Genomic DNA, 15083 nt, shown 5'->3' with positions numbered 1-15083 from the left:
GTTTATATGTAAAGAATTTCATAAAATAAAAACGCCATTACGTAGTTTGTAATGGCGTTTTTAATCTATAAATTATCTGTAATTTAATAATCTCCTAATGTTTCAGGGTTTTGAGCTAAAGCAGATGCTAATTGTTCATCATTTGGTGCTTTACCATGCCATGCGTGAGTGTGCATCATAAAATCTACACCATTACCCATTTCAGTACGTAATAATACACAAACTGGCTTTCCGTTTCCTGTACGAGATTTTGCTTCTGCCATTCCTACTAAAATAGCTTCTACATTATTTCCTTCTTTGATTTCTACAACATCCCATCCAAAAGCTTCAAACTTAGCTTTTAAACTTCCCATAGGTAATACTTCATCAGTAGAACCATCGATTTGTTTTTCGTTTAAATCAACTGTAGAAATTAAGTTATCAACCTTTTTGGCAGAAGCATACATAGCAGCTTCCCAAATTTGACCTTCTTGTAACTCTCCATCACCATGTAATGAATATACAATTTTATCGTCTCCATTTAACTTTTTTGCTTCAGCAGCACCGATAGCAACACTCATTCCTTGTCCTAACGATCCTGAGGCAATACGAATACCTGGTAAGGCTTCGTGCGTAGTTGGGTGACCTTGTAAACGAGAGTCTAACTTTCTAAAAGTTGCCAACTCAGCTACAGGAAAAAATCCGCTATGAGCTAGTACACTATAATATACAGGTGAAATATGTCCGTTTGACAAGAAAAATAAATCTTCATTTGTACCGTCCATGGTAAAATCGGTAGAATAATCCATAATTTCTTGATACAAACAAGTGAAAAATTCTGCACATCCTAAGGAACCTCCTGGGTGTCCTGAATTTACAGCATGTACCATTCGTACAATATCTCTACGAACTTGTTGTGTAAAATCTTGTAATTGTTGTGTTGTTGGCATTATTGTTTTGTTTTATGCCCACAAATGTAACTGATTATGCAAAAATGAGCAATTACTTTTATTAGGTTTTTTGCTTTTTCTTCTTAGCTGCAGGAAACAGTACATTGTTTAAAATTAGACGATATCCTGGAGAAGTTGGATATAAATCTAATTCTGTTTTCGGATCTCCTACCCTATGTTGGTAATCTTCAGGATCGTGACCTCCGTAAAAGGTAAACATTCCTTTTCCTTTGGTTCCGTGAATATAGCGTCCTTCTCCATTGGTTTTATTTCCTCCTAAAACAATAACTGTAGATTTTATAGTATTAGGATCAAACGATGTTGTTTGTCCCATAAAACCTTTCACTAACATGGTATGATTTTGGGTTAACATGGTCGGTACTTGATCCCATTTTGCAGAAAACTCTTTTAAAACAAAGTAATCTACTTCTTTTCTTATTCTTCGTTTTCGAGTCATATCTATTGATGAAAACTCATACGTAGTCGGATTACGAATCAATTCAAAATCTTTAAAAGCAAAGGTTTTATTAAAATCTATTTTAGATTGATAATTAGGCTCTGAAGCATCACCATCAAACATTGCTTCACAAATATCTACTCCATCAGCTGCTAAGGCAATATCAAAACTATCGGTTGCTGAGCACATGGCAAACATGAATCCACCACCAACTACGTAATCACGTATTTTTTTAGCTACGGCACCTTTTTCTTCTGACACTTTAGTATAACCTAACTTGGTAGCTAAGGCTTCTGCATCTTTCTTTTGTTTAATATACCAAGGTGCGGTTCTAAAAGCACCATAAAATCGTCCATATTGTCCTGTAAAATCCTCATGATGCAAGTGTAGCCATTCATACAATAACAGTTTATCATTTAATACTTCTTCATCGTATACTACATCAAAAGGAATTTCTGCATAGGTCAACACCATGGTTACCGCATCGTCCCAAGGCATTTTATCTTTAGGAGAATACACCGCTATTTTCGGAGCTTTTTCTAAAGTTACCGCTTCTTGATTTTTTGAAGGTGAAGAAATTTCTTCTAAAATTAACTGTGATTTAGCATCTGAAATAATTTGATAGGAAACACCTCGGATTTTACACTCATTTTCAACCGCTTCGTTGTTTTCAATTAAAAAAGCGCCACCATCATAATTTAACAACCATTTTGCTTTTAATCCATTTTGGAGTGCATAATACACAATTCCATACGCCTTTAAATGATTTTTCTGATTTTCATTACTCATTGGCACATAAATAAAGGAAGCCCAAATCGTGTTTGAGAACAAGAAAAAAGTGAGTATGTATGTAAATTGCTTCATTTAAAAAACTAAAATACACAATTACTTTGAAGCAATTGTGTATTCTATCATATTTTAAGTTTTATTTAAAGTCTAAAACGGAACATCATCGTCACTCGGACCAAAAGCATCTTCTGGTGAAGCGAAGTTACTTGACGCTACTTCATCGTTAAATCCAGAGTTCATACTCGATTGGAACTCACTACTAAATCCTTCTTCTAAATCTGAGAATTTTGCTAAGTGTCCTGTAAACTTCAAACGGATATTGTCCAATCCACCGTTACGGTGTTTTGCTACGATAAATTCTCCTTGACCTTCACATGGTGAGTGATCATCATCATCCCATTCTGTCATACCATAGTATTCAGGACGGTAAATAAACGATACAATATCTGCATCTTGCTCAATCGCTCCCGATTCACGAAGATCGGATAATAACGGACGCTTACTTCCTCCACGGGTTTCAACCGCACGTGATAACTGAGAAAGTGCAATTACAGGTACATTTAATTCTTTACCTAGTGCTTTTAAGTTACGCGAAATCGTCGAAATTTCTTGTTCACGGTTACCTCCTGCTCCACCAGCTGTCATTAACTGTAAGTAATCAATAATTAGTATTTTAACTCCATGTTGCGATACTAAACGACGTGCTTTAGCACGTAAATCGAAAATGGACAAGGCAGGTGTATCATCAATAAAAATAGGTGCTTCTGAAAGGTTTTTAACTTTTACATTTAATTGCTCCCATTCGTGTGGTTCTAGATTTCCTTTACGTAATTTTTCAGAAGTTAATCCTGTTTCCGAAGAAATCATACGCGTAATTAACTGTACCGAAGACATCTCTAACGAAAATAATGCTACAGGATGTCCGAAATCAATCGCCATATTTTTCGCCATCGAAATTACGAATGCCGTTTTACCCATACCAGGACGTGCTGCAATAATAATTAAATCGGTAGGCTGCCAACCAGAAGTAAGTGCGTCTAATTTGGTAAAACCAGTTGCCAAACCACTCATTCCTTCTTTGGTAGAAATTTCTTGGATTTTATTAATGGATTGTTGTACTAAAGAATCGGCTCTCTCTGCTCCCTTTTTTAAGTTTCCTTGTGTAACTTCGAATAGTTTTCCTTCGGCATCATCTAATAAATCAAAAACATCCATGGTTTCGTCATAGGCGTTTTCGATAATTTCTGAAGAAATGGTTATTAATCTTCTTTGAATGTATTTTTCAAGAATAATTCTCGAGTGAAATTCAATATGCGCTGAAGAAGCTACTTTTTGCGTTAATCCAATTAAGTAAAAATCTCCTCCTGCTATATCTAACTTTCCGTTCTTTTTTAACTGATTAGAAACCGAAAGTAAATCGATTGGTTCTGAATTTTGAAATAATGCATAGATTGCTGCATAAATTTCTTGGTGTCTTTTGTCATAGAAAGCCTCAGGATGCAAAATATCAATTACTTCATCAATACCCTTTTTATCAATCATCATAGCTCCTAAAACAGCTTCTTCTAATTCTAAGGCTTGTGGTGGTAATTTTCCTTTTTCTAAGCTAATAATTCTAGCTTTATCAATTTTTGTTCCTTTAAGAGATTGGGTTCTTTCCATGGCAGCAAATGTATATTTTTAAGATGATATTTGTAGGTGCATTTCTTAAATTTCTTTTTGCACAATTTTGCAAACAAAAGTGTTATTAACTTGTTGATAACGTATCAACTTTCTTATTTTTGGGCTTATGAAGCTTCAAAAAAGACATTTTTATATTGCGTTGATACTTCCGATTCAAATTGTTTTGGTACAATTATTAAGTCAAAAACCACTGTGGATTGAGCAATATTATAGCAATGGTATTTATCCATATCTTTCCCATTTTTTTCGGACTATTCTGGGATGGATTCCTTTTTCATTTGGTGATGCATTAGGTTTATTTTTAATTATTGTTTTTTGTAAAGCTTTATACAGTTTGATAAAAAACCGATTTAAAAACTCGTTTTCCAAATTACTAAATTTTATCATTACTTTATCAATAATTTATTTTTGTTTTTATGCTTTTTGGGGGTTAAATTATTTTAGAGAGCCTTTAGCTAAGAATTTAGGCTTACAGCAATCCAACTACACTACCGAAGAATTAGTTTCTACAACAGAACATATTATTAAAGAATTAAACGCTGTTCACCTACAAATTACCTCTAACGATTCTGTAAAAGTGATAGTTCCTTATTCTCAAAAAGAAATATATAAATTGGCTCCTAATGGTTTTAAATCGTTATCAATCATTTATCCACAGTTAAATTATCAAACTTCATCAATAAAAAGTTCTTTGGTAAGTTTATTTCAATCGTACAATGGAACTTCAGGATATATTAATCCAATAACTGGAGAAGCTCAAGTAAATGATATGATTCCTAAAACAGGTTATCCAGCTACTACCTGTCATGAAATAGCACACCAAATTGGCTGGGCAGCAGAAAATGATGCTAATTTTTTGGGGTTTTTAGCTTCTGTAGCAAATGATGACCTCTACTTTAAATATTCTGGTTACCGTATGGCTTACAACTATTGTATTCGTCAAGTGTATAAAAGAGATAAAGAATTAGGGAAAGAACTGGCTAAAACGTTAAATGAAGGTGTTTATAAAGATTATAAAGCTAGTTACGTACATTGGCAACAATTTAAAAACCCTATTGAACCTTACCTAAAAAAAGGGTACAATTCTTATTTAAAAGCCAACAATCAATCAAAAGGAATACAATCGTATAGCTATGTTGTCGATTTATTGATTGCTTATTTTAAAAATGAATATTAACACAAATTCATCTTATTTCACTTCACTAAATACATTTGAAATAGCTATTTTTGAGGCTTTAAAAATACTACGATGAACAAACAACATATAATCGACCGATTTATTAAGTATGTAACTATTGATACTGAAAGTGACCCTAACAATCCTGCTTTTCCTAGTACTGAAAAACAATGGGACTTAGCCAAAGTTCTTGAAAAAGAATTGAAGGAAATAGGAATGGAAGATGTTGAATTAGATGAGAATTGTTATTTAATGGCAACGTTACCTAGTAATTTAGATTACGAAGTGCCAACTATTGGTTTTGTTGCTCATATAGATACTAGTCCAGATTTTACAGGAGCTAATGTTAAGCCTCAAATTCATGAGAATTACGATGGTAAAGATATCTTATTAAACAAGGAAGAGAACATCGTTTTATCTCCTGATTATTTCGAGGATTTATTACAATACAAAGGTCAAACAATCATCACTACTGACGGTACTACTTTATTAGGTGCTGATGATAAAGCTGGAGTTACAGAAATTGTTTCAGCGATGGAATACTTAATCCAACACCCAGAAATTAAGCACGGTAAAGTCCGTATTTGCTTTACTCCTGATGAAGAAGTTGGTAAAGGAGCTCATATGTTTGATGTTGAAAAATTTGGTGCAGAATGGGCTTACACAATGGACGGAAGTCAGATTGGAGAATTAGAGTACGAAAACTTTAATGCTGCTGGAGCAACAGTTACTATTAATGGTAAAATTGTACATCCAGGATACGCGAAAGGAAAAATGATCAATTCTATGTTAATTGCTAGTGAGTTCATCAATGCTTTACCTGAAGATGAAGTACCAGAAAAAACTACAGGTTACGAAGGTTTCTTCCATTTACACCACATGCAAGGTGAAGTTGAAAAAACAACTTTACACTATATTATTAGAGATCACGACATGGATCAATTCAATAATCGTAAACAAGCTATGTTAGATTTAGCTGAAGTATTGAATGCTAAACGTGGACAAAAATTAGTTTCTGTTGAGATTAAAGATCAATATTTCAACATGAAAGAAAAAGTAACCCCGGTAATGCATATTGTTGATATTGCTGAAGAGGTAATGAAAGATATGGGAATCACTCCGTTAATCAAACCTATTCGTGGTGGTACTGATGGTTCTCAATTATCATACAAAGGATTACCTTGTCCGAACATTTTTGCTGGTGGACATAATTTCCACGGACGTTATGAATACGTTCCTGCAGAAAGTATTGTAAAAGCTAGTGAGGTTATTGTTGGTATTGCTCAAAAAGTAGCAGTAAAATTCCAATAATCTATTACTACGTTATAAAATTAAAAACTCTAGCTGCAGCTAGAGTTTTTTTTAAATGATATCATCTACCCCTTAAAGAAAATATCATAGTTTTTGAAATAAATCCCCTTAACTTTATTTCACCACAAATATGTACCTTTTTAAAAAGCTTAGAAACAGGAAAATTCCCTTTTACCTATCTTAAAAACCCCTTATTTCACAAAAAAACACAAATTTGTATATTTCTTTTATTTAATTTTTTGCAAAACAACACCTATCTATTTTTGTGGCAAATAATAATTAAATGAATAGACGAGACCTTTTAAAGTTGACAGATAAGTATCAGTCTCCTTTGTATGTTTACGACACTGAAAAAATCATTTCTCAATACAAGAAGATTACCTCTGCATTTTCAAAAGTGAAAAATGTAAAAATTAATTATGCAGTAAAAGCGTTATCTAACATTAATATATTAAAGGTGTTTAATAAGCTTAATAGCGGATTAGATACAGTTTCTATTCAGGAAGTTAAATTAGGTTTATTAGCTGGATTTGAACCTCATGAAATTATCTACACTCCTAACGGTGTTTCTCTTCAAGAAATAGAAGATGTTGCTAAGTTAGGTGTTCAAATTAACATTGATAATTTATCTATTTTAGAATTATTTGGACAAAAGCATCCAACAATACCTGTGTGTATTCGTATTAATCCACATGTTATGGCAGGTGGAAATAGTAAAATATCTGTTGGGCATATTGATTCTAAATTTGGAATTTCAATTCACCAAGTACCTCATATAAAAAGAGTAGTAGAAAATACAGGAATGCATATTAATGGAATACACATGCATACGGGTTCTGATATTTTAGATATTGATACTTTTTTACGTGCTTCTGAAATTTTATTTGACGTAGCTAAGCAATTCAAAGACATCGACTTTGTAGATTTTGGTAGTGGATTTAAAGTTCCTTATAAAAAAGATGATATTTCTACTAATATTGAAGAGTTAGGAGAAAAACTATCGGTTAGATTTAATCAATTTTGTAAAGATTATGGTAAAGATGTTACTTTAATGTTTGAACCTGGAAAGTTTTTAGTTAGTGAAGCTGGTTATTTCTTAGCGAAAGTAAATGTGATTAAACAAACTACGTCTACTGTATTTGCTGGTATTGATAGCGGTTTAAATCATTTAATTCGTCCAATGTTTTATAACTCATACCATCACATAGAAAACATTTCTAACCCGAAAGGAAGAGAACGCTTTTATAGTGTAGTAGGTTATATCTGTGAGACAGACACCTTTGGTTCTAACCGAAGAATTAATGAAATTTCTGAAGGAGATATTTTATGTTTCCATAATGCAGGAGCTTATTGTTTCTCGATGGCATCTAACTACAATTCTAGATACAAACCTGCTGAAGTAATGATTTATAAAGGAAAAGATTACTTAATTAGAAAAAGAGAAACTATAGAAGATATTCTTAGAAATCAAGAAAACATTACATTATAATAAAAATTAAAAGCTCTGACCTTTTTGGGTCAGAGCTTTTTTAAAATATAATCAACCCCTCAAAGACTATATTTTAAAACGTTGTAATTAAAGTCCCCTATCTTTATTTACACTACAAATATCATTGAAATATTTTATAATTATCATAGGAAAATCCCCTTTTCTATAAGAATAACACCCTAAATAACAAACAGCCTTTAATTTTGAAAGCCATTTTGTATTTAAATTAAGGTATATTAAAGTTTTAATTTAGAAAATATATCGTAAACCTAACTGCATTTGCCATTGAGATAATAAACTTGAATCATAACCAAACGTTTTGTTTGAGTTAGGTGTAAATAAATATATTGAAGCTTGTTAATAATCAGGTACATAACTAGTAGGGGCAACATCTGGAAATCTAATATTTCTATAATTTAAGAAATAAAAAATCCGCTCAGTTGAGCGGATTTATACTTTATTAACAAGTATTTATTTAGTTACTATTCAGCAACTACTTCAAACACGATGTCAGCTACAACAGTTCTGTGTAAACGTACAGCAGCGTTGTATTTTCCTAATCTTTTTACGTTACCTCCAGTAACTTTGATAAATTTCTTATCGATTTCAGTACCAGCTTTTACTAAAGCTTCTGCAACATCAATGTTGTTAACTGAACCAAATAATTTATCACCTGAACCTACTTTAGAAGCAATCTTTAATTCGTAACCTTTAATAGTTTCAGCTAACTTGTTAGCATCTTCAATTAATTTAGCTTCTTTATAAGCACGTTGCTTTAAGTTTTCTGCTAATACTTTTTTAGCTGAAGAAGTAGCTAAAATTGCATATCCTTGAGGTATTAGGTAGTTACGTCCGTAACCATTCTTAACAGTTACGATATCGTCTTTAAAACCTAAGTTTTCTACGTCTTGTTTTAATATCAATTCCATGTTTCTACTTCTTTATTATTTTAACATATCTCCAACGTATGGCATTAAAGCTAAGTGACGAGCTCTTTTGATAGCTTGAGCCACTTTACGTTGATATTTTAATGATGTTCCTGTTAAACGTCTTGGTAAAATTTTACCTTGCTCGTTTACTAAATACATTAAGAAGTCTGCATCTTTGTAATCGATGTACTTAATACCGTTTTTCTTGAAACGACAGTATTTAGCTTCTTTCTTAGTTTCAATATCAAGCGGAGTTAAGTAACGTACTTCTCCTTGCTTATTTCCTTTTGCTTGTTGTTCTATAGATGCCATTTCTTACTTTTTTGCAGATTTAACACGTTCTCTTCTCTTTTCAGCCCAAGCTGCAGCATGTTTGTCTAACTTTACAGTTAAATAACGCATAACGCTATCGTCACGTCTAAACTCTAATTCAAACGGAGCGATTGCTTCACCTGCTACTTTGTACTCAAATAAGTGGTAAAATCCACTTTTTTTCTTCTCGATTGGATAAGCTAACTTCTTTAAGCCCCAATCTTCTTTAGAAATCATTTCTGCACCTTTAGAAAGTAAGTAGTCCTCAAACTTCTTTACTGCTTCCTTTATCTGAGTTTCAGATAAAACGGGATTCAAAATGAAAACAGTTTCGTAATGATTCATAATTAAATTATTTAAAATTTATTTTTAAGCCTGCAAATATACTGCTTTTTACTGCATAAACAAACTCTTAACTTTAAATAATTTCATGATTTTGTGTATGTTTGTAACTAAACGAACTTATTTATGCAAATTCCTGAAATCCCTAACCTAATTCATTACGCTATTCCTTTCTTTATTTTAACAGTAATTATTGAAGTTATTTTAACCGTTAAAGTGAAATTAGAAGATTATGAATTTAAAGATGCTGCTACTTCAATTACTATGGGATTGGGTAATGTTTTTGTAGGATTGCTTACTAAAGGAATTATTTTAGGTGTATTTGTTTTTTTATATCAATATCGTTTATTTACCATTCCATTTGCTTGGTGGTCGTGGATTATCTTATTATTTGCTGAAGATTTTGCTTATTATTGGAATCACAGAATTGCACATGAAAGCCGTTTATTTTGGGCAAGTCACGTAGTACATCATTCTTCAACTAAATACAATTTAAGTACTGCCTTACGTCAAACATGGTCTGGAAGCTTTTATACCTTTATCTTTTGGGCTCCGTTAGCCATTATTGGTTTTCATCCTCTTATGATATTAACTCAAATGAGTATTAGTTTACTTTATCAGTACTGGATTCATACTGAATTGATTGACAAAATGCCTAAATGGTTTGAAGCTGTTTTTAATACGCCTAGTCATCACCGTGTACATCATGCTACCAATCCACAGTATTTAGACAGAAATCACGCTGGAATTTTTATTATTTGGGATAAACTCTTCGGTACTTTTGAACCAGAAGTTGAAAAGCCTGTATATGGTTTGGTAACAAATATTAACACCTATAACCCTATAAAGGTTGCTTTTATTGAATGGTACAACATGTTTACCGATGTATTTAGAAGTAAAACTTCTATTGGAAAAAGGCTTTTATATTTTATAAAACCTCCTGGATGGAAACATGACGGAACAGGAAAACTTTCTGCCGATTTACGCAGGAATGGGAGAACAAACAAGAAAATAAAACTTAAAAAGAAAAAAACCTCCAGCTTTTTTTAAATGCTGGAGGTTCGAATATCATCTTTAAATGATATTTCAGGGGGACTTATACTGTAAAGTCAGCTCCTCTGAATTATACCACAAATTTACGCCTTCTCTATAAATATTCTTACAGGAAAAAACCTAGATGTTATTAATTTTAAGATTATTTTAATATATAGTTAAGTGTTTCACTAACTTATCCCTACTTCACTAACTCCTAAACTAGAAAAACCTCTTATTAAATTGTATTCCATTAAAAATCAATAATTTGAAAAATCAAGCAATAACAACACGTAGTTTAGCACATTATTTTTAGTTCTTTCTCTATAATTATTATTTCTGCTTCTAGTAGTTATTATCGTTTATAAAAGCAAAAAACTAACCGTAAACATTTACTCTCAAAACTTGCTCAATATAATTCTTTGTACTACTTTTATTTTAGATCATAAAAACCCAATAAGAGCTTTTAATGTATGAGTTATAATGTAACGATAGAAGAAGAGAACAAAGAGATAGCTAGTAGGTATAAAAAATTATTAAAAGGTACGTATCAAACATTATCAGAAGACGATAAAAAACTGATTCGTAAAGCTTTTGATATTGCTGTAGAAGCACATTCTAAACAGCGAAGAAAAACAGGAGAGCCCTATATATACCATCCTATTGCCGTTGCCAAAATTGTTGCTGACGAAATAGGTTTGGGAGCTACTTCTATTGCTGCAGCTTTACTACACGATGTTGTTGAAGATACACATTATACGATTGATGATATGGAGCGTTTGTTTGGAGAAAACATTGCCCGTATTGTTAGTGGTTTAACTAAAATATCGAATTTAAAACAAGAGCAAGACTACTCTATACAAGCTGAAAATTTCAGAAAAATGTTACTCACATTACATGATGATGTTCGGGTAATTTTGATCAAAATTGCGGATAGATTGCATAACATGCAAACCATGGATTCGATGCCTCCTCATAAGCAGGTAAAAATAGCATCTGAAACCTTGTACATTTATGCGCCTCTTGCCCACCGTTTAGGTTTATACAACATTAAAACTGAGTTGGAAGATTTAGGTTTAAAATATACTGAGCCAGATGTGTATCAAGATATTTTAACTAAAATCAAAGAAAGCAAAGAAGATCAACAAAAGTATATTGATAGCTTTACTGGTATTTTAAAAGAAGCCTTAGATAAAGAAGGGTTTAATTACGATATAAAAGGACGTTTTAAATCAATTTTCTCTATTCGTAGAAAAATGCGTAAGCAAAACGTAACTTTTGACGAGGTTTACGACAAATTTGCTATTCGAATTATTTATGAACCTACTTCGGGTGATGAAAAATTCGATGCTTGGAAAATATACTCGATTGTAACAGACTTTTTCAAACCAAACCCTGCTCGTTTACGCGATTGGATTTCTCAGCCTAAATCTACAGGATACGAAGCTTTACACATTACCGTAATTGGCCCACTAGCAAAATGGGTTGAAGTACAAATCCGTTCAAATAGAATGGATGAAATTGCTGAAAAAGGATATGCTGCCCATTTTAAATACAAACAAGGAAATGTTCAAGAAAATGGTTTAGATGGTTGGCTAAACCGTTTAAAAGAAAGTTTAGAAAACCAAAGTTTAGATGCTGTAGATTTTGTTGAAGATTTTAAACTTAATCTCTATGCTAAAGAAATTTATGTTTTCACTCCTAAGGGAGAACTAAAATCACTTCCTAAAGGAGCTTCTGCGCTAGATTTTGCCTTTTCTGTACATACCGATGTAGGGTTAAAATGTCGTGGTGCAAAGGTGAATGGTAAATTAGTGCCTTTAAGTCATGAATTAAAAAGTGGTGATCAGGTAGAAGTTCTTACTGCTGCTAACAACAAACCGAATGTGCGTTGGTTAGATTTTGTGTTAACTGCCAGAGCACGTGCTAAAATTAAATCTGCCTTAAAAGCAGAAGAAAAGAAAATAGCTGAAGAAGGAAAAGCTATTTTACAACGTAAACTACGTCATTTAAAAATTAATTATAACGAAAAGGTAGTACATGAACTTGCTAGTTATTTCGGTTTAAAAACCAGCTTCGATTTATTTTATCGTGTAGGTAATGGCGCTATAGATAATACACAACTTAAACAGTTTGTTGCTCAAAGAAGCAGTAGCTTTATGGGCTTTATCAAAAATACCTTCCGTAGAAATCCTTCTAAAGAAATTTTAGAAAAAGAAGAAGTTACTAATAAATATGATGCTTTAGTTTTTGGTAAAGAAGAACAAACGTTGGATTACACGCTAGCAAAATGTTGTTCTCCTATTCCTGGTGATAAAGTTTTTGGTTTTGTTACTATTAATGAAGGAATTAAAGTGCATAAAAATGATTGTCCGAATGCAATTTCTTTACAGTCAAATTACGCCTACAGAATCATGCCTGCAAAATGGATTGATTCTACTAAGCAAGAATTTACTGCTATTTTACACCTTTCAGGTATTGATAATAAAGGAATTGTTAACAACATTACCAAAATAATTTCTAACAGTATGGATGTTTTTATCCATAGCATTAACATCTCTGGAGATAATGGAATTTTTGATGGAAAACTATCGTTAAGTGTAAAAAATAAAAACCAATTAGAGAAGTTAATAGGTAGCATGAAAAAAGTAGAAGGTGTACAAAAAGTTGAACGTGTTAATACTTTATAAACATCATTTTAATATCGTTGTTTTTTTATCAAGAAATAAACGTAAATTTGCCCTTTAATTCAAATCGCAAATAAGCGTATGTGATTTTTATTAAAGATACATTTTAATAAGTACAAATATTTGAATCGTATATCTCAATTAGTGAGTAAAATTTTAAAATAAATGAGTAATTCAGCAGAAAATCAAGAAATTGTAAAAAAAGTGTTTACTTCTTTTCTAGAAGAAAACAAGCATCGTAAAACACCAGAACGTTATGCTATTTTACAAGAGATTTACGATGCTGATGAGCATTTTGATATCGAATCTTTGTATATTAAAATGAAAAACAAAAACTATCGTGTAAGTAGAGCTACGCTATACAATACGATGGATTTGTTATTGGATTGTGGATTGGTTCGTAAACATCAGTTTGACGGACAATCAATGGCGCGTTATGAAAAAAGTTACTTCGATAAAAATCACGATCATGTAATTCTTACAGATACTGGTGAGGTAAAAGAATTTTGCGATCCACGAATTCAAATCATCAAAAAAACAATTGAAGATGTTTTTGATATTGATATTCACAATCACTCACTTTATTTCTACGGAACAAAGAGAAACAACAAATAAAAACATACACTTAACAACACACTAAATGGCAGTAGATTTATTACTTGGTTTACAATGGGGAGACGAAGGAAAAGGTAAAATTGTAGACGTATTAACAAAAAACTACGATATTATTGCTCGTTTTCAAGGAGGTCCTAACGCAGGTCATACCTTAATTTTTGACGGAAACAAGCACGTATTACACACAATTCCTTCAGGAATTTTTCATAAAACAGCTTTAAACGTGGTGGGTAACGGAGTAGTTATCGATCCTGTTATCTTTCAAAAAGAATTAGAAAATTTAGATGCACACAATATCGATTATACATCTAAATTATTAATTTCTCGTAAAGCACACTTAATTTTACCTACACACCGATTATTAGACGCAGCTTCTGAAACTTCAAAAGGAAAAGCAAAAATCGGTTCTACATTAAAAGGAATTGGACCAACTTACATGGACAAAACTGGTAGAAACGGAATGCGTGTTGGTGATTTAGAATTAGACAACTGGAAAGAAAAATATAGAGCTTTAACTGAAAAACATTTAAGTATGTTAGCATACTTTGATGTACAAATCGATTACGATTTAGATGAGTTAGAAGCTGAATTTTCTAGAGGTATTGATAAATTAAAAACATTACAATTTATCGATTCTGAAGAGTTTTTAAACAACGCTATTAAAGAAGGTAAAACTATCTTAGCAGAAGGAGCTCAAGGGTCGTTATTAGATATTGATTTTGGTACGTATCCATTCGTAACTTCTTCAAACACTACCGCTGCTGGTGCTTGTACTGGTTTAGGAGTTGCTCCTAACAGAATTGGTGAGGTATTCGGTATTTTTAAGGCATACACTACTCGTGTGGGTTCTGAACCTTTCCCTACTGAATTATTTGACGAAGACGGAGCTACTATGGCGAAAGTTGGTCATGAATTTGGTGCTACAACTGGTCGTCCTCGTCGTTGTGGGTGGTTAGATTTGGTTGCCTTAAAATATGCTGTTGATGTAAACGGTGTTACGCAATTAATGATGATGAAAGGTGATGTATTATCTGGTTTTGACACCTTAAAAGTATGTACTTCATACAACTATAAAGGTGAAGAAATTTCTCATTTCCCATATAACATCGAGCCAGAAAACGTAACGGTTAACTATACTGAGTTTAAAGGTTGGGAAGACGATTTAACAAAAATGTCTTCTGCTGATGAGTTACCTCAAAACTTATTAGATTACATTGCGTTTATCGAAAAGGAAACAGGTGTACCTGTAAAGATCGTTTCGGTTGGTCCTGATAGAAAACAGACAATTAACAAATAAATTTAAAAGGAGTTCTTAAAGAGCTCCTTTTTTT

13 protein-coding genes are annotated in these 15083 nt (G+C 32.3%); 7 read left to right on the top strand and 6 right to left on the bottom strand.

What is annotated here, in order from left to right; genetic code table 11:
• Nucleotides 1-83 precede the first annotated feature (83 nt).
• From AC3VI6_RS11850 to dnaB, 3 genes are all read right to left on the bottom strand, one after another.
• Complete coding sequence (locus AC3VI6_RS11850; RefSeq protein ID WP_497706344.1) at nt 84-929, bottom strand: transketolase; 846 nt, start codon at nt 927-929, stop codon at nt 84-86.
• A 61-nt stretch (nt 930-990) separates the two neighbouring features.
• On the bottom strand, nt 991-2175 hold the full coding sequence (locus AC3VI6_RS11845) for an asparagine synthetase B (RefSeq protein WP_497706591.1): 1185 nt from the start codon (nt 2173-2175) through the stop codon (nt 991-993).
• Nucleotides 2176-2322: 147 nt separating this feature from the next.
• On the bottom strand, nt 2323-3837 hold the full coding sequence (dnaB, locus tag AC3VI6_RS11840) for a replicative DNA helicase (protein WP_274635283.1): 1515 nt from the start codon (nt 3835-3837) through the stop codon (nt 2323-2325).
• Nucleotides 3838-3964: 127 nt separating this feature from the next.
• On the opposite strand from dnaB, the gene AC3VI6_RS11835 reads away from it, so the two are divergent.
• The 3 genes from AC3VI6_RS11835 (at nt 3965) to lysA (ending at nt 7835) form a co-directional block, all read left to right on the top strand.
• Nucleotides 3965-5035, top strand: a complete 1071-nt coding sequence (locus AC3VI6_RS11835; RefSeq protein ID WP_497706343.1) for a DUF3810 domain-containing protein — start codon at nt 3965-3967, stop codon at nt 5033-5035.
• A gap of 72 nt (nt 5036-5107) precedes the next feature.
• A complete protein-coding gene (gene pepT / locus AC3VI6_RS11830) occupies nt 5108-6346 on the top strand; it encodes a peptidase T (RefSeq protein WP_497706342.1) in 1239 nt (412 codons plus the stop codon).
• 283 nt (nt 6347-6629) lie between these two features.
• Nucleotides 6630-7835 carry a diaminopimelate decarboxylase gene (gene lysA / locus AC3VI6_RS11825; protein ID WP_497706341.1) on the top strand — a complete coding sequence of 402 codons (1206 nt, stop codon included), beginning with the start codon at nt 6630-6632 and terminating at the stop codon, nt 7833-7835.
• A 482-nt stretch (nt 7836-8317) separates the two neighbouring features.
• Here the strand turns inward: lysA and rplI are convergent, their stop codons facing one another.
• The 3 genes from rplI to rpsF are packed head-to-tail and all read right to left on the bottom strand — an operon-like array spanning nt 8318 to nt 9421.
• Nucleotides 8318-8764, bottom strand: a complete 447-nt coding sequence (gene rplI / locus AC3VI6_RS11820; protein ID WP_274635017.1) for a 50S ribosomal protein L9 — start codon at nt 8762-8764, stop codon at nt 8318-8320.
• A 15-nt stretch (nt 8765-8779) separates the two neighbouring features.
• A complete protein-coding gene (gene rpsR, locus AC3VI6_RS11815; protein WP_028892048.1) occupies nt 8780-9076 on the bottom strand; it encodes a 30S ribosomal protein S18 in 297 nt (98 codons plus the stop codon).
• Nucleotides 9077-9079: 3 nt separating this feature from the next.
• On the bottom strand, nt 9080-9421 hold the full coding sequence (gene rpsF, locus AC3VI6_RS11810) for a 30S ribosomal protein S6 (RefSeq protein ID WP_028892049.1): 342 nt from the start codon (nt 9419-9421) through the stop codon (nt 9080-9082).
• A 123-nt stretch (nt 9422-9544) separates the two neighbouring features.
• On the opposite strand from rpsF, the gene AC3VI6_RS11805 reads away from it, so the two are divergent.
• The 4 genes from AC3VI6_RS11805 (at nt 9545) to AC3VI6_RS11790 (ending at nt 15049) form a co-directional block, all read left to right on the top strand.
• Nucleotides 9545-10468: a sterol desaturase family protein gene (locus AC3VI6_RS11805; RefSeq protein WP_497706340.1), complete on the top strand. Its 924-nt coding sequence runs from the start codon at nt 9545-9547 to the stop codon at nt 10466-10468.
• A 455-nt stretch (nt 10469-10923) separates the two neighbouring features.
• Nucleotides 10924-13140, top strand: a complete 2217-nt coding sequence (locus AC3VI6_RS11800; protein WP_497706339.1) for a RelA/SpoT family protein — start codon at nt 10924-10926, stop codon at nt 13138-13140.
• 162 nt (nt 13141-13302) lie between these two features.
• Nucleotides 13303-13752: a Fur family transcriptional regulator gene (locus AC3VI6_RS11795; RefSeq protein WP_028892056.1), complete on the top strand. Its 450-nt coding sequence runs from the start codon at nt 13303-13305 to the stop codon at nt 13750-13752.
• Between the two features lie 25 nt (nt 13753-13777).
• Nucleotides 13778-15049, top strand: coding sequence for an adenylosuccinate synthase (locus AC3VI6_RS11790; RefSeq protein ID WP_497706338.1), 1272 nt, complete (start codon nt 13778-13780; stop codon nt 15047-15049).
• Nucleotides 15050-15083 lie beyond the last annotated feature (34 nt).

This window comes from Tenacibaculum sp. TB-56 (assembly GCF_059716275.2).
The sequence above is the reverse complement of the archived record's forward strand: the minus strand, read 5'-3'. Positions and strand labels throughout refer to the sequence as shown.